19 protein-coding genes are annotated in these 17,136 nt (G+C 65.5%); 8 read left to right on the forward strand and 11 right to left on the reverse strand.

Features of this window, described 5'->3' with window-relative positions; all coding sequences use genetic code 11:
* Window positions 1-32: 32 nt before the first annotated feature.
* From H7692_RS00710 to H7692_RS00725, 4 genes are read right to left on the reverse strand one after another with little or no spacing between them, the layout of a single operon-like run.
* Window positions 33-380, reverse strand: a complete 348-nt coding sequence (locus H7692_RS00710) for a hypothetical protein (protein ID WP_201924963.1) — start codon at window positions 378-380, stop codon at window positions 33-35.
* Window positions 364-747 (reverse strand): hypothetical protein, encoded by a 384-nt coding sequence (locus H7692_RS00715; protein WP_222136266.1) that lies wholly within the window; start codon window positions 745-747, stop codon window positions 364-366. Before H7692_RS00715 ends, H7692_RS00710 begins: the two co-directional genes overlap by 17 nt.
* Entirely contained in the window at window positions 747-1,226 is a 480-nt protein-coding gene (locus H7692_RS00720) for a phage holin family protein (protein ID WP_227339605.1), read from the reverse strand. Before H7692_RS00720 ends, H7692_RS00715 begins: the two co-directional genes overlap by 1 nt.
* Entirely contained in the window at window positions 1,207-1,752 is a 546-nt protein-coding gene (locus tag H7692_RS00725) for a hypothetical protein (protein WP_201924966.1), read from the reverse strand. The genes H7692_RS00720 and H7692_RS00725 overlap by 20 nt, the downstream gene beginning before the upstream one ends.
* Before the next feature lie 219 nt (window positions 1,753-1,971).
* Here H7692_RS00725 and eno point away from each other — a divergent pair, with 219 nt between their 5' ends.
* The 7 genes from eno to H7692_RS00760 all read left to right on the forward strand — a co-directional run bounded on the left by eno (window position 1,972) and on the right by H7692_RS00760 (window position 8,204).
* Window positions 1,972-3,246, forward strand: coding sequence for a phosphopyruvate hydratase (eno, locus tag H7692_RS00730; protein WP_222136264.1), 1,275 nt, complete (start codon window positions 1,972-1,974; stop codon window positions 3,244-3,246).
* 148 nt (window positions 3,247-3,394) lie between these two features.
* Entirely contained in the window at window positions 3,395-3,718 is a 324-nt protein-coding gene (locus H7692_RS00735) for an FtsB family cell division protein (protein WP_201924970.1), read from the forward strand.
* 132 nt (window positions 3,719-3,850) lie between these two features.
* Window positions 3,851-4,921, forward strand: coding sequence for a pyruvate dehydrogenase (acetyl-transferring) E1 component subunit alpha (pdhA, locus tag H7692_RS00740; RefSeq protein WP_201924972.1), 1,071 nt, complete (start codon window positions 3,851-3,853; stop codon window positions 4,919-4,921).
* A 1-nt stretch (window position 4,922) separates the two neighbouring features.
* A complete protein-coding gene (locus tag H7692_RS00745; protein WP_227339607.1) occupies window positions 4,923-6,299 on the forward strand; it encodes a pyruvate dehydrogenase complex E1 component subunit beta in 1,377 nt (458 codons plus the stop codon).
* 129 nt (window positions 6,300-6,428) lie between these two features.
* Window positions 6,429-7,052, forward strand: coding sequence for a hypothetical protein (locus tag H7692_RS00750; RefSeq protein ID WP_227339608.1), 624 nt, complete (start codon window positions 6,429-6,431; stop codon window positions 7,050-7,052).
* Between the two features lie 85 nt (window positions 7,053-7,137).
* Window positions 7,138-7,857, forward strand: a complete 720-nt coding sequence (gene epsC / locus H7692_RS00755; RefSeq protein WP_222136402.1) for a serine O-acetyltransferase EpsC — start codon at window positions 7,138-7,140, stop codon at window positions 7,855-7,857.
* Window positions 7,857-8,204, forward strand: a complete 348-nt coding sequence (locus H7692_RS00760) for a DUF2794 domain-containing protein (RefSeq protein WP_201924979.1) — start codon at window positions 7,857-7,859, stop codon at window positions 8,202-8,204. Before epsC ends, H7692_RS00760 begins: the two co-directional genes overlap by 1 nt.
* On the opposite strand, the gene H7692_RS00765 is transcribed toward H7692_RS00760, so the two are convergent.
* Both H7692_RS00765 and H7692_RS00770 read right to left on the reverse strand, forming a co-directional pair.
* Window positions 8,182-9,249, reverse strand: a complete 1,068-nt coding sequence (locus tag H7692_RS00765; RefSeq protein WP_222136261.1) for a hypothetical protein — start codon at window positions 9,247-9,249, stop codon at window positions 8,182-8,184. The two genes, H7692_RS00760 and H7692_RS00765, sit on opposite strands and share 23 nt — an antisense overlap.
* Window positions 9,250-9,485: 236 nt before the next feature.
* Window positions 9,486-10,388 carry an SDR family oxidoreductase gene (locus tag H7692_RS00770; RefSeq protein ID WP_227339609.1) on the reverse strand — a complete coding sequence of 301 codons (903 nt, stop codon included), beginning with the start codon at window positions 10,386-10,388 and terminating at the stop codon, window positions 9,486-9,488.
* Window positions 10,389-10,572: 184 nt separating this feature from the next.
* Here H7692_RS00770 and H7692_RS00775 point away from each other — a divergent pair, with 184 nt between their 5' ends.
* Window positions 10,573-11,925: an OprO/OprP family phosphate-selective porin gene (locus H7692_RS00775; protein ID WP_222136259.1), complete on the forward strand. Its 1,353-nt coding sequence runs from the start codon at window positions 10,573-10,575 to the stop codon at window positions 11,923-11,925.
* A gap of 277 nt (window positions 11,926-12,202) precedes the next feature.
* Here the strand turns inward: H7692_RS00775 and phoB are convergent, their stop codons facing one another.
* The 5 genes from phoB to pstC are packed head-to-tail and all read right to left on the reverse strand — an operon-like array spanning window position 12,203 to window position 17,060.
* Window positions 12,203-12,901: a phosphate regulon transcriptional regulator PhoB gene (gene phoB / locus H7692_RS00780; RefSeq protein WP_201924988.1), complete on the reverse strand. Its 699-nt coding sequence runs from the start codon at window positions 12,899-12,901 to the stop codon at window positions 12,203-12,205.
* Window positions 12,901-13,623, reverse strand: a complete 723-nt coding sequence (gene phoU, locus H7692_RS00785) for a phosphate signaling complex protein PhoU (RefSeq protein WP_227339611.1) — start codon at window positions 13,621-13,623, stop codon at window positions 12,901-12,903. Before phoU ends, phoB begins: the two co-directional genes overlap by 1 nt.
* 26 nt (window positions 13,624-13,649) lie before the next feature.
* Window positions 13,650-14,432, reverse strand: a complete 783-nt coding sequence (gene pstB / locus H7692_RS00790; RefSeq protein ID WP_201924993.1) for a phosphate ABC transporter ATP-binding protein PstB — start codon at window positions 14,430-14,432, stop codon at window positions 13,650-13,652.
* A gap of 2 nt (window positions 14,433-14,434) precedes the next feature.
* Window positions 14,435-15,691, reverse strand: a complete 1,257-nt coding sequence (gene pstA, locus H7692_RS00795; RefSeq protein ID WP_227339613.1) for a phosphate ABC transporter permease PstA — start codon at window positions 15,689-15,691, stop codon at window positions 14,435-14,437.
* Window positions 15,684-17,060, reverse strand: a complete 1,377-nt coding sequence (gene pstC / locus H7692_RS00800; RefSeq protein WP_227340033.1) for a phosphate ABC transporter permease subunit PstC — start codon at window positions 17,058-17,060, stop codon at window positions 15,684-15,686. The genes pstA and pstC overlap by 8 nt, the downstream gene beginning before the upstream one ends.
* Window positions 17,061-17,136 lie beyond the last annotated feature (76 nt).

A 17,136-nucleotide genomic window follows, 5' to 3' on the forward strand; every position in this document is an offset into this window, starting at 1 on the left:
CGGCGCGCCGTAACGGCAAGTATCGTGGGAAACTAGTCGCGCCGCTTCGGGATCAGCGAGCCGAGGAGCGCGCCGATCGCCGCAGCACCGGCCAGCAGCGTCAGAGGTTGGTCTTCGGCAATATCCTTGAGCTTGCTGTTGGCGCGCTTGGCCTGCGCCTTGCCCTTTTCGAGCGCTTCGCCGGCGGCTTCGCGCGCGGCATCGGCCTGCTCGCGCCCTTTCGCGGCCAACTCGCTCGTCGCGGTGCGCGCGCGGTCGTATCCGTCCTGCAGCCGCACGCGCGCCGTTTCGGCGGTCGCCTTGGCATTATCGGCGGCTTTCTGCGCAACTTCACTCATCTTCGCGGTGGTTTCACGGGCGGTTTCACTCAGCGGTTTCATCGTCATTCTCCAATATCTCGTCATCGGTCGGCCCCGCGTCGCCGGGGCGAAATTTGTCGACGGCACCATCGACCAGGTCGCGCAGGCGCGACGCAGCACGCGGCGCATATTCCTTGATCGGCTCGCGCAGCAGCCACGCGACCCCCGCGATTGCCGCAAGCGTGATCGGCAGGCGGTTGGCGCGAAATTCGTCGCGTGCGACTTTGGCCGTGTCGTTGATGGCCGTGCTCAGCCGATATTTGCCGCGATCGACGAGTGCGGCGGGCTTGAACGCATCGCGGGCGGTCCCGATCTTGCGTTGCAACTCGGCGCGCTGGATCATCGACCGTCGGACGGCGTTGATCAGGCGCGCGCGTGTTCCCGGCATTATTCGTCCCCCGTTTCGTGCATCAGGTCGCTGCGAAAGGCGGTGCGAACGTCCGCCGCGCTGCGTTTCGCGCGCCACGCGGCGATGGCGGCGAGGCCAAGCAGCGCCAGCACGACGATCAGCGTCGCGGCGAGCGGGCCGACGCGCGGCGCCAGCACAAGGATCGCACCAAAGGCGACCGCCAGCAGCGCGACGAGCAGCGCGCACGCCGCGACAAAGCCCCACGCCGACGCCCATTTGATGCCGTGCCCGGCCAGCGCGCCGCGCGCTTCAAGCAGCGCCAGTTCCGCCTTGGCGGTCGCCGACAGATCATCGACGACATCGCGCACAATGTCTTTCAGCGGCACCGGCGGCGGAGTCTGCGGGCGTCCTTTCGGCGCATAGCCGTGGCTGACGTCGCCAAAGGTCGGCGCGTCCGGTTCCGGGGGCGGGACGTTGGGTTCGGATGACAATGTCGGATCAGTCGTTATTCGATCCACCCTTGAGCATCCGGGCAAGCACAAAGCCGATCACCGTGGCCGCGCCGACGGCAATGGCCGGGTTCTTCTTGACCATGTCGCGGGTCGAAGCGGCAAGCTCGTCGAGATCTTTCTTGTCGAGCGTCGAGGCGAGGCCCGCGACGGTCGCGGCGGCCGACCGGGCATAGTCGCCATATTGCTTGCCGAATTTGCTGTCGACGGTGCCCGCGCTGTCTTCGAGCAGCTTGGCCAGGCTGCCGACCGCTTCGGCGGCCTTGTCCTTGCCCTTGGCCGCGGCGTCGCGCGCCTTGGCCGAGGCCTGATTCTTCAACGTCGTCGCCTCGCCCTTCAGCGAAGCGGCCTTTTTCGAGGCTTCGGACTTGATCGTGTCGCGCGTCGCGGCGAGCTGGTCGCGGATCGGATGCGCGGTAGCGGCCTTGGCTTTCACGGGCTTGCGCGCGGGCGCGGCCTTGGTCGCGCCGGCCTTTGCAGGGGCTCTGGGGCGCGGTGCGGCTTTCTTTGTCGCGGGAGTAGCGGCTTTGGCCATCGACTTGTCCTCTTTCTTATCGTTCGGGCGTCACGCCAGCGGGTCGGTGCGGGCCATGTCCATCCCTTTTTGGTCCTACATCAATATATAGCAAGGCGCGCCTTTTGGTTCCATAGCGCAGCAAAATTCCTATGCATATTGCCACAGGGGCGGGGCGCCGATAAGGGGCGGGCGCTCATCAATCCCGGCCGCCGCTGGCGGCGCAGCAGGACATTGCCCATGACCGCCATCATCGACATCCACGGCCGCGAAATTCTCGACAGCCGGGGCAATCCGACGGTCGAGGTCGATGTCCTCCTCGAAGACGGCAGTTTTGGCCGCGCCGCCGTGCCCTCGGGCGCATCGACCGGCGCGCACGAGGCGGTCGAACTGCGCGACGGCGACAAGGCGCGTTATCTTGGCAAGGGCGTCACCCAGGCGGTCGCCGCAGTGAATGGCGAGATCGCCGAGACGCTGATCGGCCTCGAGGCCGAGGATCAGCGCGAACTCGATATGGCGATGATCGACCTCGACGGCACCCCCAACAAGGGTCGCCTCGGCGCCAACGCAATCCTCGGCGTCAGCCTTGCGGCTGCAAAGGCGGCAGCCGACGCGCGCGGCCTGCCGCTCTACCGCTATGTCGGCGGCGTTTCGGCGCGCACCCTGCCGGTGCCGATGATGAACATCATCAACGGCGGCGAACATGCCGACAATCCGATCGACGTGCAGGAATTCATGATCATGCCCGTCGGCGCGGGCAGCATTGCCGAGGCCGTGCGCTGGGGCAGCGAGATTTTCCACACGCTGAAGAAAGGTCTCGCGCAAAAGGGCCTCGCGACCGCGGTCGGCGACGAGGGCGGTTTTGCCCCGAACCTCGCCTCGACGCGCGACGCGCTCGATTTCATCGCGGCGTCGGTCGATCAGGCGGGTTTCAGACTCGGCAGCGACGTCGTGCTCGCGCTCGACTGCGCCGCGACCGAGTTTTTCAGGAACGGCAAATATGAAATCAGCGGCGAGAGCCTGTCGCTGACCCCCGAGAAAATGGCCGAATATCTGGCGGCGCTCGTCAACGACTATCCGATCAAGTCGATCGAGGACGGGATGAGCGAAGACGACTTCACCGGCTGGAAGGCGCTCACCGACCTCGTCGGCGACAAGTGCCAGCTCGTCGGCGATGACCTGTTCGTCACCAACCCGCTGCGGCTGGAGCAGGGGATCAAGGACGGCCTCGCCAACTCGCTGCTCGTCAAGGTCAACCAGATCGGTACGCTGTCCGAAACGCTCGACGCGGTCGATATGGCGCACCGTGCGCGCTACACCGCGGTGATGTCGCACCGTTCGGGCGAGACCGAGGATTCGACGATCGCCGACCTTGCGGTCGCGACCAACTGCGGCCAGATCAAGACCGGCAGCCTCGCGCGTTCGGACCGGCTCGCGAAGTATAACCAGCTGATCCGTATCGAGGAAGAGCTGGGCGAGATGGCGCGTTATCCGGGCGCGTCGATTTTCGGCTGAGCCAAGCGCCCAATTCGTCATCTTGGCGACGGCCGGGATTTAGCCGGTGCGTCAACCCGACGGGATGGGATCCCGGCCTTCGCCGGGATGACGAGAATAGGGTATTGATGCCTTGACGCCACGAATCAACTCTGATTCAAGGGCCGGGATGACGCAGCGCCACAAGTTTCGCAAATCGATGAGCCGGGCATTCGGTCCCGCGATTGCGCTGATCGCGGTGCTGGCGATGATCGGCTATATCATCCTCGGCCCGACCGGGCTCTATGCCTGGGGTGACTACAGCCAGTCGGTCGAGAAAAAGCGCGTCATCCTGTCCGAGCTGACCAAGAAGCAGAACGAGCTTCAGAACCGGGTCAATCTGCTCGACCGGCGCCGCGTCGACCCCGACCTTGCCGACGAATATGTGCGCGGCAAATTGGGGGTCATGCACCCCGACGAAATCGCGATCCCGATGGAGCCCGAGGCGGAGTAGCCTCGCCGTTCGGCGCTGCATCATGCTGCATACGTAAGACAGCGCAATTCTGCTGTCCGGGCCGTTGCCAAAAGCGATGCGCCGGTCCTATAGGGACCCATGCCGTAACGGCTAATCGCAAAGGAAACCGCCTTGGCCAAAGCACCCGCGCGCAAGACTGCCGCGCCAAAAAAAGTCGCTGCAACCCCCGCTCCCGCATCCAACCGCGACAAGCCGCGCGATCCCGCGCCCTATGACGCGACGCCGGAGGAGCTGGAGACCTTCTATCGCGAAATGCTGCTCATCCGCCGCTTCGAGGAAAAGGCGGGGCAGCTTTACGGCCTCGGCCTGATCGGCGGGTTCTGCCACCTTTATATCGGCCAGGAAGCGGTCGCGGTCGGCCTTCAGTCGGCGCTCGACGGCGACAAGGACAGCGTGATTACCGGCTATCGCGACCACGGCCACATGCTCGCCTATGGCATCGATCCAAAGGTCATCATGGCCGAACTGACGGGGCGCCAGGCCGGCATCTCGAAGGGCAAGGGCGGCTCGATGCACATGTTCAGCGTCGAGCATAAATTCTATGGCGGCCACGGCATCGTCGGCGCGCAGGTCTCGCTCGGCACCGGCCTTGCCTTCGCGCACAAATATCGCGGCGACGGCGGGGTGGCGATGGCCTATTTCGGCGACGGCGCCGCGAACCAGGGCCAGGTCTATGAAAGCTTCAACATGGCCGAGCTGTGGAAGCTGCCGATCATCTTCGTGATCGAGAACAACCAATATGCGATGGGCACTTCGGTCAACCGCAGCAGCGCCGAGGACCAGCTCTATCGCCGCGGCGAAAGCTTCCGCATCCCCGGCATGCAGGTCGACGGCATGGACGTGCTCGCGGTGCGCGGCGCGGCCGAAGCGGCGCTCGAATGGGTGCGCGCGGGCAAGGGCCCGGTGCTGATGGAACTCAAGACCTATCGTTATCGCGGCCACTCGATGTCCGACCCCGCCAAATATCGCAGCCGCGAAGAGGTGCAGGCGGTGCGCGACAAGAGCGATTCGATCGAAGGCCTCAAGAAACTGATGGTCGAAGCCGGAATTTCCGAAGACCGGATCAAGGAAATCGACAAGGAAATCCGCCAGGTCGTCGCCGAAGCTGCCGATTTTGCCGAAAGCGCGCCCGAACCCGAACTTTCCGAACTCTATACCGACGTGCTGGTGGAGCAATATTGAGATGGCGATCGAACTGAAGATGCCGGCACTGTCGCCGACGATGGAAGAAGGCACGCTCGCCAAGTGGCTCGTCAAGGAAGGCGACGAGGTCAAATCGGGCGACATTCTGGCCGAGATCGAGACCGACAAGGCGACGATGGAATTCGAAGCAATTGACGAAGGCACGATCGGCCAGATCCTGGTCGCCGAAGGGACTGACAATGTGAAGGTCGGCACCGTGATCGCGACGATCACCGGCGACGGGGAAGAAGCGGCGGCACCTGTCGCGGCTCCGGCGCCCGCACCGGCCGAGGAATCCAAGGCCGCCGAACCCGCACCGGCTGCGGCCCCCGCGGCCGAAAAGCCCGTAGCGGTCGAACGCGCGTCCGACCCCGCAATCCCCGCCGGGACCGCGATGGTCAAGCTCACCGTCCGCGAGGCGCTGCGCGACGCGATGGCCGAAGAAATGCGCGCCGACGACCGCGTCTTCGTGATGGGCGAGGAAGTCGCCGAATATCAGGGCGCGTACAAGGTCACGCAGGGTCTGCTCCAGGAATTCGGCGACAAGCGCGTCGTCGACACGCCGATCACCGAATATGGCTTCGCCGGCCTTGGGGCAGGCGCCGCGATGGGCGGCCTGCGTCCGATCATCGAATTCATGACGTTCAACTTCGCGATGCAGGCGATCGACCACATCATCAACTCGGCGGCGAAGACCAACTATATGTCGGGCGGCCAGATGCGCTGTCCGATCGTCTTTCGCGGCCCCAACGGCGCGGCGAGCCGCGTCGCGGCGCAGCACAGCCAGAATTACGCGCCCTGGTATGCCAGCGTCCCCGGGCTGATCGTGATCGCGCCCTATGATGCCGCCGACGCCAAGGGGCTGATGAAGGCCGCAATCCGCAGCGAAGACCCGGTCGTCTTCCTCGAAAACGAGCTGCTCTATGGCCGCAGCTTCGAAGTTCCGGACATCGCCGACTATGTGCTGCCGATCGGCAAGGCGCGCATCATGCGCGAAGGCAGCGATGTCACGATCGTCAGCTATTCGATCGGCGTCGGGCTCGCGCTCGAGGCCGCCGACACGCTGGCGGGCGAGGGGATCGACGCCGAGGTGATCGACCTGCGCACCTTGCGCCCGCTCGACACCGCGACGGTGCTCGAAAGCCTGAAAAAGACCAACCGCCTCGTCATCGTAGAGGAAGGCTGGCCGGTCTGCTCGATCGCCAGCGAACTCGCGATGGTCGCGATGGAGCAGGGCTTCGACGACCTCGACGCGCCGGTGACGCGCGTGTGCAACGAGGATGTGCCGCTGCCCTACGCTGCCAATCTCGAAAAGGCGGCGCTCGTCGACACGCCGCGCGTGATCGCGGCGGTGAAGGCGGTCTGCAATCGCGGCTGATCTCCTTCGTCATTGCGAGGAGCGAAGCGACGACGCAATCTCCAGCTGGCAAGCTGCACGCTGGAGATTGCTTCCCCCGGCTTTCGCCGGGGTCGCAATGACGGCCTGGGCATATAGGCTGACCGGCGTATGGCCGATCTGAGCGAACATCCCTACCCCGACATCCGCGACCCGCGCGTGATGGTCGCCGTGCCGCGCGAGCGGCGCGCGGCGATGGCGGCGCTGTGGGCGCTGGCCGAACGGCTGACCAAACTCCTCGCCGACGCAACCGAACCCCTCATCGGGCAGATCAAGCTCGCGTGGTGGCGCGACATGACGGGGTTGCTCGCTGCCGATCCCGCCGCCTTGCCGAAGGGCGAGCCGCTGCTTGCCGAATTGCAGGCGACATGGGGAGGGCAGGGCGATCTTGCTCCGCTGGTCGATGCCGCCGAAGCATTGTTGCTCGCAGAGGATGAGGCGACGCGTGCCGAGGCGGCGCGCGCATTCGGCGAGGCGCTTTTCGCGCTCTCCGGCGGTGCGGGCGGCGCGCGATGGGGACTGCTCTGGGCCGCGGTGCAGCAAAGCGACGCCGCCGCCGCGCGCCTGCTCTTTGCCGAAGCGCGCGGCCCCGCGCCGCGCCGCGCCGAATTCCACGGCGCGCGCGCGCTGCTGATGCTCGACCGATGGGCGGCGGCGGTTGCCGCACGCGACGGCGAACGGCGCTGGCGCAACGAGGGATTGTTGCTCTTTCGCGTCGGATTGTTCGGTCGTTGACGAATAAAATGCGGTGGGGGTGGAAAAGCCCGGCGCGAACATCTATCTTGATCGGTACAGAAATAGGGTCGCAGGGGACAATGCGATGTTCAAAGGGCTGATCGCCTATCTGGATTCGATCAAGCGGCGCGATCCGGCGCCGCGGTCGCGCTGGGAAATCCTGCTCTATCCGGGCTTGCTGGCGGTGGGGATGCATCGCATCGCGCACTGGCTGTTCGAGGCCGACCTGTTTTTCCTCGCACGCTTCGTCAATCACCTGGCGCGCTGGCTGACCGGAATCGATATCCATCCGGGTGCCAGGATCGGGCGTCACCTGTTCATCGACCACGGTTTTACGGTGATCGGCGAGACGGCAGAGATCGGCGATAATGTCACCATCTATCAGTGCGTGACGCTCGGCGGCACCGATCCCGCGAACGGAATCGCGGGCAAGCGGCACCCGACGCTGTCCGACGATGTCATCGTCGGGTCGGGCGCGCAGATTCTCGGCCCCGTCACGGTCCATCCGCGCGCGCGCATCGGGGCGAATGCGGTGGTGACGAAGGATGTGCCCGAAGGCGCGGTGATGGTCGGCATTCCGGCCCGCTCGACGCTCGTCGACGCGACCGAATATGCGCGCGAATTCGTTCCCTACGGCACTTGCCACGAAACCTTCGATCCCGCGACGCAGAAGCTGGAATTGCTGCAATGCCAGCTCGAACAATTGCAGAAGCAACTTGCCGCGCTGATGGCCGAAAAGGGCGGGGATAGCGCCGCCACGCGCACCGACGCGCCGCGGCGCAAGGGAGGCGGGACCGCCGACTGATGGGAATTGTCACGCCCTGGCCGGCCAACGGCCGGGCCATCCCGCAGCAAACGGGCTTTGATCGTCACGAACTCACGCGCATCCTCGACCTTTATGGCCGCATGGTCGCGGCGGGGCGGTGGCGCGACTATGCGATGGATTTCCACCGCGACGTCGCGATCTTTTCCGCCTTTCGCCGCGCGGCGGAGCGCCCCGAATACCGCATAGAAAAACGCCCCGCCTTGCGGAGCCGCCAGGGCATGTGGGCGCTGGTCTCCGAAGCCGGGGCGATTTTGAAGCGCGGGGACGAGCTGTCGAACATACTCGCCCCCGTCGAACGCAAGCTTATGAAGCTGGTCGAGGACTGACCGTCGCGGGAAGCTGGTTGGCGACGTTCGCGGGCAACAGCGACACCACCGCCGCGCGCGCATTCTGCCAAAAGGCCGACAGCAGCAGCAGCGCCGATCCGATGACAAAGGCGGTCAGCGCGACGTTGAGCTCGACCGCACCGAATTCGCGGAACAATTGCGTCATCGCGACGAGCACATAGGCGAGCGCCGAAACGAGCAGCGCGCGGCGGTCGATCGCCAGCGCGGCGATCCCGAAGAGCACATAAATGCCGACCACGAGGATCGCGGCGGCGCTCGTGATATCGTCGCCCTCGGTGACGCCCAGCATGTGAAAGATCGGATGCGCGATCATCGGCGCGGCGAGCAGGTGGAGCCAGAAAGCGACGTCGCTGCGCCGCGTCTGACGCAGGCGATCGCTGCGGTCCCACCACATGGCGAGCGTGAAAACCCCGAGGCCCGCGACGAGCACGAGCGCCATCAGCAGCTCGACATTGGGTTCGTCCGCCCCACCAACCACGGCGAGAATCAGCGCTATCGCTGTCGCGGCAAGCGCGGCGCTTCCTGCCGCAACGGTGATCGGAACCATGAAGCGGCGCCAGTGGACCCAGGTCGCTCCAGCAGTGATCAACGCCATCGTGGCGGCAAGCAGGGCAATCGTCGCGTCGGCGGGCTGGCGGCCGAAAATATCCTCGCCATGCTTGACGAGGAAGCCGATCATCGATCCGAGCACGCCGCCCGCAAAGGCAATGACAAGCACGATGCTGGGAAGCGCCATGCGGCGTTGACGCGTGAAATATTCGGCAAGGCCCCACGCGGTGGCCGCAACACCGAGCCCGGCCAGCGTCGGATGAATCGATTCGCCGATCCAGCCCACCGCGACGAGCAGGATGACCGCCGCGATGCTGACGAATATATCGTTGAATCCGGTGAGCAGGCGAAAGGATTCCTCGTCCGCTCCGGGGGCTGCGCGCACCGTTGCGATATGCGACCGGAACGCCGCAGCGGCCTCCGGCGTCAACACATTCGCTTCGACCGCGGCTTGCAGGTCGCTTTCACTATACATCGGGGTCGTCCTTCTTAGACCGATCCCCTTGCCCCGCACGGACTATGCGCCAACTGTGTTGCCGTGTCAATACAGTGAAGCGCGCGCTATCCTCCCTGTCGCGAAGCGATGGGGAGGGGGACCGCTCGCGCAGCGAGTGGTGGAGGGGCAAGCGACGTTTGCGCCATTGCCCCTCCGTCAGCGGCTCCGCCGCTGCCACCTCCCCATGCCTGCGACACAGGAAGAATCGAAATGCCTCAACCCAGCGCCTGCAACGCCTTCATCACCGCCATCGATTGCTCGCTGCCCGACTGCGGGACGGTCTCGCCGTTGCGGTCGACGATCCTGTCCCACGCCGCGGCGACGCCCTCGGGCGTGCGTTCGTCCTCGGGGAGCGCGACGCCGGGAGTCATGGTGACATAGGCGGCGTGGAAGGCGCCGGCGCCCGCTCCGACGATCATGTTCGTCGGCGCATTTTCGCTCACCAGATAGAGCGCGGCGGGAACGACATTTTCGGGGGTGAATTTGTCGAACAGTTCGGGCGGGAAAATATCCTCGGTCATCCGCGTCCCCGCGACCGGCGCGATCGTGTTGCAGCGGATATTATATTTCGCCCCCTCCAGATGGAGCGTCTTGGTCAGCCCGGCGAGCCCCAGCTTGGCGGCGCCATAATTGGCCTGCCCGAAATTGCCGTAGAGCCCGGTCGACGATGCGGTCATCAGGATGCGGCCATAGGCCTGCTCGCGCATCAGATCCCAGCAGGCCTTGGTGACATTGGCGCTGCCGAGCAGATGGACCTTCACGACCAGGTCGAAATCGGCGGGCTCCATCTTGGCGAAGCTCTTGTCGCGCAGGATGCCCGCGTTGTTGATCAGGATGTGGATGCCGCCCCATTCTTCCTTGGCCTTGGCGACCATCTCTTCCATCTGGTCATATTCGGTGACGCTGCCGCCGTTCGACATGGCGGTGCCGCCCGCGGCGCGGATTTCCTCGACGACCTGCAGCGCGGCGTCCGAATGGCCGGTGCCGTCGCGCGCGCCGCCCAGATCGTTGACGACGACCCTTGCGCCGCGGCGCGCCAGTTCGAGCGCATAAGCGCGACCGAGCCCGCCGCCGGCGCCGGTGACAATGGCCACGCGTCCGTCAAATCTGATCGTCATGAGTGTCTCCCGATTGGTTGCGCAGAAAAACTGGCCTGTCCTTAGCCGTTCGTCCTGACGGTGCAAGCGGACAGCGAAAAACGCCGATGCAACAAAAATGTCACGCAAATGACGCGACATTGTAATTTTGACGTCATAGGGGCGCCGCGAGACTGTCATTTAATCGCAATGGAGCTTTCCCGACATGCGTGCATTTCTGACCGCCGCCCTGCTGGGCACGACGATGCTGGCTGCGCCGACGACCGCGCATGCACAGGCGCTGAGCGCCGAGGAAGCGGCCGAATTGCGCGCCGAACTCGCGGCGCTGAAGGCAAAGGTCGACACGCTCGAAGCGCGGCTCGACGGCGCGATCGCCAGCCCGGTTCCGGCACCGGCGCCCGTCGCACCCGCTCCGACGGTCACCGCCAAACCGGCCACGGAAATCGGCTGGAAGGGCGCACCCGAACTCAAGACCGCCGACGGATGGAGCTTCAAGCCGCGCGGGCGCATCCTCGTCGACGCGGGCCATGTCAGCGCCCCCTCCGCGATCAGCGACCGCGCGCTCGGCTTTTCGAACGAACTGCGCCGCGTCCGTCTCGGTGTCGAGGGCACGATCCCCGGCGGATTCGGCTACAAGCTCGAGGCCGATTTCGCCGGGGGTGACGCAGAGCTGACCGACGCGCACCTCACCTACAAGGACGGGCCGCTCAAGGTCACGGTGGGACAGCACAACAATTTCCAGGGGCTCGAGGAGTTGTCGAGCAGCAACGACACGAGCTTCATCGAACGCGCGGCCTTCACCGACGCATTCGGGTTCGAGCGCCGCGTCGGCGTGTCGGGCGAGGTCGCGACGGGCGATGTCATCGTCCAGGGCGGCGTGTTCACCGACAATTTCGGCGACCTGTCCGACAGCGGCAATTCGTCGGTCAGCCTCGACGGACGCCTCGTGTTCGCGCCGAAGCTGGGCGACACACAACTGCACTTCGGCGCTTCGGCGCACTGGCGCGATCTGGGCGATACCGTGACGTCGGTTCGCTATCGCCAGCGCCCGCTCGTCCACACCGCCGATATTCGCTTTATCTCGACACCCAGCATCGGCGCGAAGTCCGAAACCGGCTATGGCGCCGAGGCCGCCTTCATCAGCGGACGCTTCCACGGCGCGGCAGAGGCGTTCTGGCAAAAGGTCGGGCGCACCGGCGCTGCCGATCCCACCTTCTTCGGCGGCGCGGTCGAGGCGGGCGTCTTCCTGACCGACGATACGCGCGGCTATCGCAGCGGTGTGTTCCGCGGGGTCAAGGTCAAGAACCCGGTGGGCAGCGGCGGTCTGGGGGCGTGGCAGTTGAACCTGCGCTACGACCATCTCGACCTCAACGATGCGGGCATCGATGGCGGCAAGCAGCATGGCTATATGGCCTCGCTGATCTGGACGCCGATCGACTATGTGCGCTTCATGGTCAATTACGCGCGGCTCGAATATCGCGACGCGGTGATCGCGGCGGGCACCGACCGCGACTATGGCGTCGACACCTTCGGCATGCGCGCGCAGATCGTCTTCTGACCTGTTCGGCTTGGGGATGGGGAGCGGACGTTCCCCATAACCGTCGCTTCCGCGCAGGCGGGGGCGACGGCTAGCTTCGGTCGCAGCTTCCGTTCGTCGCCCCAAATCCGGCCGGCGACTATACCCTCGGACGAGCAACAGGTGATCCCCGGCGAAAGCCGGGGCCCACGCGGTGCGGCGCTGCCCGAACTGGCCCCCGGCTTTCGCCGGGGATCACCTGGCTGGCGAAACGGGATAATTGCCGATCAAGCTCGGCGTGACGAACGCGCCCGATCGGTCAGATGCTCTTCCCGGAATCCAGCGCATAGCCCGCCGACCGCACCGTGCGGATGATGTCGCTCGTGCCCGGAAGGTTGATCGCCTTGCGCAGCCGCCGGATATGGACGTCGACCGTGCGCAGTTCGATGTCGCTGTCCTGCCCCCACACGCTGTCGAGCAATTGCCCGCGCGAAAAGACGCGGCCCGGATGTTCCATGAAGTGCCGCAGCAGGCGGAATTCGGTCGGCCCCATATTCACCACCTGCCCGCCGCGCACCACCTTGTGTGCGACCGAATCGAGTTCGATGTCGGCATAGGCGAGCAATTCGCCCGCAAGCGCCGGACGCAGGCGCCGCAGGACGGCCGAGACGCGCGCAACCAGCTCGCGCGGGCTGAACGGCTTGGTGACATAATCGTCGGCGCCGGTTTCGAGGCCGCGGATGCGGTCCTCTTCCTCGCCGCGCGCGGTGAGCATGATGATCGGGACGTTTGCCGATTTGGGGTTGCGGCGCAGGCGCCGGCAGACCTCGATCCCCGGCAGGCTTTCGATCATCCAGTCGAGCAGGACGATGTCGGGAACGCGCTCCTCGACCAGCATCAGCGCCTGTTCGCCGTCGGGGGTCTGACGGACCGAGAAACCTTCGCGCGCGAAATGCCAGACGATGAGTTCGGCAATCGCCTCGTCATCCTCGATCAGCAGCAGGTCGGGCTGCGGCATCAGTCCTTCTCCTGCTCCGCCACCGCGCTTTCCTCGGGTGTCTCGCCGCGCTCGCGTTCCTCCATATGTTCGCCGGTGACCACATAATAGACCATCTCGGCGATGTTGGTCGCATGGTCGCCCATGCGCTCGAGGTTCTTGGCGACGAACAGCAGGTGCGCGCTTTCGGTGATGTGCTTCGGATTTTCCATCATGAAGGTCACGAGCGTGCGAAAGATGCTGTTGTAGAAATCGTCGACATTCTTGTCGCGCACCGTGACACGCACCGCGAGTTCGGCGTCGCGCGCCGCAAAGCTGTTGAGCGCGTCGTGGACCAGCTCGGCGACCGCCGCCGACATCGACATCAGCACCGGGATCGCCTCGATCGAGCGCGTCTGGTCCATCAGCGCGACGCGCTTGGCGATATTCTTGGCATAGTCGCCGATGCGTTCGACCACCGACACGATCTTCAGCGCCGCGATCATTTCGCGCAGATCGTCGGCCATCGGCGCGCGCAGCGCGATCGTCTGGACGGCGAGCTGTTCGACTTCGGCTTCCAGCGTGTCGATCTTCTTGTCGTCGCGCACGACCTGGTCTGCAAGCTCGAGGTCGCCCTTGCTCAGCGCGGTCATCGCCTGGAGCAGCGCCTGTTCGGCGCGCCCGCCCATCTCGCTGATCAGTCCGCGCAGGCGGTTGAGATCCTCGTCGAAAGCCTTGACCGTGTGTTCGTTGACTACTGCCATCTGCTCCGTCCTTCTTCGGTCACGCGTCAGCCGTAGCGGCCGGTGATATAATCCTTGGTGCGTTCCTGCTTCGGGTTCGTGAAAATGTCGGTCGTCTTGCCATATTCGACCAACGTCCCGAGGTGGAAAAAGGCGGTGCGCTGCGATACGCGCGCCGCCTGCTGCATGTTGTGCGTGACGATCACGATCGCATATTTGCCGCGCAGCTCGTGGATCAGCTCCTCGATCTTTGCGGTCGCGATCGGGTCGAGCGCCGAGCAGGGTTCGTCCATCAAGATGACCTCGGGGTCGACCGCGATCGCGCGCGCGATGCACAGGCGCTGCTGCTGCCCGCCCGACAAGGCGGTGCCGCTCTCGTTCAGGCGGTCCTTGACCTCGTCCCACAGACCCGCGCGGACCAGCGCGCGCTCGACGATGACGTCAAGGTCGGCCTTGGTCGGCGCGAGGCCGTGGATGCGCGGGCCATAGCCGACATTGTCGTAAATCGACTTGGGGAAAGGGTTCGGCTTCTGAAACACCATGCCGACGCGCGCGCGAAGCTGCACCACGTCCATCGACGGGTCGTAAATATCCTCGCCCTCCAGCGTGATCTTGCCGGTGACGCGGGCGCTGGCGATCGTGTCGTTCATGCGATTGAGCGACCGCAGAAAGGTCGACTTGCCGCACCCCGACGGGCCGATGAAGGCCGTCACCAGGTCGGTGCCGACGTCGATGGTGACGTCGTTGATCGCCTGCTTCTCGCCATAGAAGACATTGACGTTTTGCGCCGTCATCTTGGGATCGGCGATGGAAAGGTCTTCCTGGGTCATGGTCACCAACGTTTTTCAAACTTGTTGCGAAGATAGATTGCGAGGGCGTTCATCGACAGCAGCACGAACAGCAGCACGATGATCGCGGCCGAGGTTTTCTCGACAAAGCCGCGGTCGACTTCGTCCGACCAGAGGAAGATCTGCATCGGCAGCACGGTCGAGGGCGAACAGATGCCGCCGGGCACGTCGCCGATGAAGGCGCGCATGCCGACGAGGAGCAGCGGCGCGGTTTCGCCCAGCGCGCGCGCCATGCCGATGATCGTGCCGGTCAATATGCCGGGGAGCGCGAGCGGCAGGACATGGTGGAACACGACCTGCACCGGGCTCGCCCCGACCCCCAATGCCGCGTCGCGGATCGACGGCGGCACCGCCTTGATCGCGTTGCGGCTGGCGATGACGATCACGGGCATCGTCATCAGCGCAAGCGTCAGCCCGCCGACGAGCGGGCTCGCCTGGCAGATGCCGAACCAGTTGATGAACACCGCGAGCGCGAGCAGGCCAAAGATGATCGACGGAACCGCGGCGAGGTTGTTGATCGACACCTCGATCATGTCGGTCCAGCGGTTCTTGGGGGCATATTCCTCGAGGTAGAGCGCCGCGAGCACGCCGGTCGGAAAGGCGATGCAAAAGGCAATGAAGATCGTCAGCACCGATCCCTTGAGCGCGCCCCAGATACCCGCGACCGCGGGATCGGTCGCATCGGCGTTGCGGAAGAAGGGCCAGTGGATTCCGGTCGACAGGCGGCCGTCGCGGCGGAGTTCCGCGATCCGCGCGCCGAGTGCGCCGCTCGCGCCCGCCTTTGCCGCCATGTCGATCTCGCTCGAGGCGGGGAGGTCAAACACGCGGCGTCCCGTCATCAGTTCGGGATCGTCCTTGATCGCGCTGCGCACTTCCTTCCACGCATTTTCGCTGATCAGCTCGTCGCCGTCGTCGCCCAGCGCCTCTTCGGCGGCAAAGGCGACGATGTCGGCGAGCCCCGCGTTGGCGATCAGCTGGTCGGCGTCGGGGTCGTTCAGCCGCGCCGCGTCGACGGTGAGCGGGGTCGATGCGAAGTCGATCGGCACCGCGACATTCGTATAGGTAAAGCCGCGCGCGCCGTTGCCGACCATCACGAACAGCAGGAACGCCAGGAACGCGCCCGACAGCAGCACCGCGCCCAGCCCGATCAGGCGGAAGCGCCGCTCGGCCGCATAGCGCCGCGCGATGCGCGTCTGCATCGACGCGCCTTTCCAGTCGGTGGGGGAGGTGTCCCTATTCATAAGCTTCGCGATACTTTTTGACGATGCGCAGCGCGACGATGTTGAGCAGCAAGGTCACGACGAACAGCACGAGGCCGAGCGCGAAGGCGGCGAGCGTCTTGGCGCTGTCGAACTCCTGGTCGCCGGTGAGCAGCTTGACGATCTGCGCGGTCACGGTGGTGACGCTGGCAAAGGGGTTGGCGGTGAGGTTGGCGGACAGGCCCGCCGCCATCACGACGATCATCGTCTCGCCGATCGCGCGGCTGACCGCGAGCAATATGCCGCCCATCACGCCGGGAAGCGCGGCGGGGATCAGCACCTGGCGGATCGTCTCGTTCGGCGTCGCGCCCAGCGCGAGGCTGCCGTCGCGCATCGCCTGCGGAACCGCGTTGATGCTGTCGTCGGCCATCGACGAGACGAAGGGGATGATCATCACCCCCATCACGATGCCCGCGGCGAGCGCGCTTTCGGTCGAGGCGTTGGGGATGCCGATCATCACCGCGAAATTGCGCAGCGCGGGCGCGACGGTGAGCGCGGCGAAATAGCCGTACACGACGGTCGGAACCCCCGCGAGGATCTCGAGGATCGGCTTGACCCAGCGGCGCACCGCGGGCGCGGCATATTGGGTCAGGTACACCGCGGTCATCATCCCGATCGGGATCGCGACGATCATCGCGATGATCGCGCCGATCAGCACCGTTCCCCAGAACAGCGGGATGCCGCCGAACGTACCCTCGACCGCCGCGCCGCTCTGCGGGTTCCAATAGGTGCCGAAGAGCAGCTCGGCGGGCGACACGAGCTGGAAGAAGCGGATCGATTCGAACAGCAGCGACAGCACGATGCCGAAGGTCGTCAGAATTGCGACGAGCGACGCGAGCAGCAGCAGCCCCATCACGATCCGCTCGACGCGGCTGCGCGCGCGGAAATCGGGACGGATGCGCGTGAAGGCGAAAAGCCCGCCGGCGAGCGCGAGCGCGAGCATCGCGGCGATGCCGATCATCCCGTATTTTTGCGTCGCGGCGCGATAGGGTTCGACGAGCGGCCCCGCGCCCTCGATCCGCACGCTCGGCTGGTCGCCCTGCGCGACGCCGCGCGCGTCGGAGAGGATCGCGCTGCGCTCGAAGCCAAAGGCGGGCAGCCGCTGCGCCGCCTCGCTCGCGAGCACGTCGTTGGTGATCATCGCGGGCGCCACGCTCGACCAGACGGCAAGGAAGATCGCGGCGGGCGCGAACAGCCACAGCGCGACGTACCAGCCATGATATTGCGGGCGCGAATGCAGCTTGGCGCCGGCGCGGCCCGCGACCATCGCCGAGCGCGCGCGACCGGCCAGCCAGCCGATCAGGCCCAGCCCGACGATCAGCAGCAATAATGCGGCGGGGTTGAAACTCACATCATCCTCGTCATTGCGGCCGTCCAAAGCGGGTCAGCGTGGCAGTTTGATGACTCAGCGTCATAATTCAACATCC

The sequence above is a fragment of the Sphingopyxis sp. P8 genome (assembly GCF_020622175.1).
GTDB classification, from domain to species: domain Bacteria; phylum Pseudomonadota; class Alphaproteobacteria; order Sphingomonadales; family Sphingomonadaceae; genus Sphingopyxis; species Sphingopyxis jiangsuensis.

Bases quoted from the DNA above. Each gene is read 5' to 3' on its own strand.
- H7692_RS00765 (WP_222136261.1), bottom strand. From the start codon at position 9,249: ATGTATAGTGAAAGCGACCTGCAAGCCGCGGTCGAAGCGAATGTGTTG.
- H7692_RS00735 (WP_201924970.1), top strand. From the start codon at position 3,395: ATGACGCAGCGCCACAAGTTTCGCAAATCGATGAGCCGGGCATTCGGT.
- H7692_RS00760 (WP_201924979.1), top strand. From the start codon at position 7,857: ATGGGAATTGTCACGCCCTGGCCGGCCAACGGCCGGGCCATCCCGCAG.
- eno (WP_222136264.1), top strand. From the start codon at position 1,972: ATGACCGCCATCATCGACATCCACGGCCGCGAAATTCTCGACAGCCGG.
- H7692_RS00775 (WP_222136259.1), top strand. From the start codon at position 10,573: ATGCGTGCATTTCTGACCGCCGCCCTGCTGGGCACGACGATGCTGGCT.
- H7692_RS00715 (WP_222136266.1), bottom strand. From the start codon at position 747: ATGCCGGGAACACGCGCGCGCCTGATCAACGCCGTCCGACGGTCGATG.
- H7692_RS00725 (WP_201924966.1), bottom strand. From the start codon at position 1,752: ATGGCCAAAGCCGCTACTCCCGCGACAAAGAAAGCCGCACCGCGCCCC.
- H7692_RS00750 (WP_227339608.1), top strand. From the start codon at position 6,429: ATGGCCGATCTGAGCGAACATCCCTACCCCGACATCCGCGACCCGCGC.
- H7692_RS00770 (WP_227339609.1), bottom strand. From the start codon at position 10,388: ATGACGATCAGATTTGACGGACGCGTGGCCATTGTCACCGGCGCCGGC.
- pstA (WP_227339613.1), bottom strand. From the start codon at position 15,691: ATGAATAGGGACACCTCCCCCACCGACTGGAAAGGCGCGTCGATGCAG.
- H7692_RS00710 (WP_201924963.1), bottom strand. From the start codon at position 380: ATGAAACCGCTGAGTGAAACCGCCCGTGAAACCACCGCGAAGATGAGT.
- pstB (WP_201924993.1), bottom strand. From the start codon at position 14,432: ATGACCCAGGAAGACCTTTCCATCGCCGATCCCAAGATGACGGCGCAA.
- phoU (WP_227339611.1), bottom strand. From the start codon at position 13,623: ATGGCAGTAGTCAACGAACACACGGTCAAGGCTTTCGACGAGGATCTC.
- phoB (WP_201924988.1), bottom strand. From the start codon at position 12,901: ATGCCGCAGCCCGACCTGCTGCTGATCGAGGATGACGAGGCGATTGCC.
- H7692_RS00745 (WP_227339607.1), top strand. From the start codon at position 4,923: ATGGCGATCGAACTGAAGATGCCGGCACTGTCGCCGACGATGGAAGAA.
- epsC (WP_222136402.1), top strand. From the start codon at position 7,138: ATGTTCAAAGGGCTGATCGCCTATCTGGATTCGATCAAGCGGCGCGAT.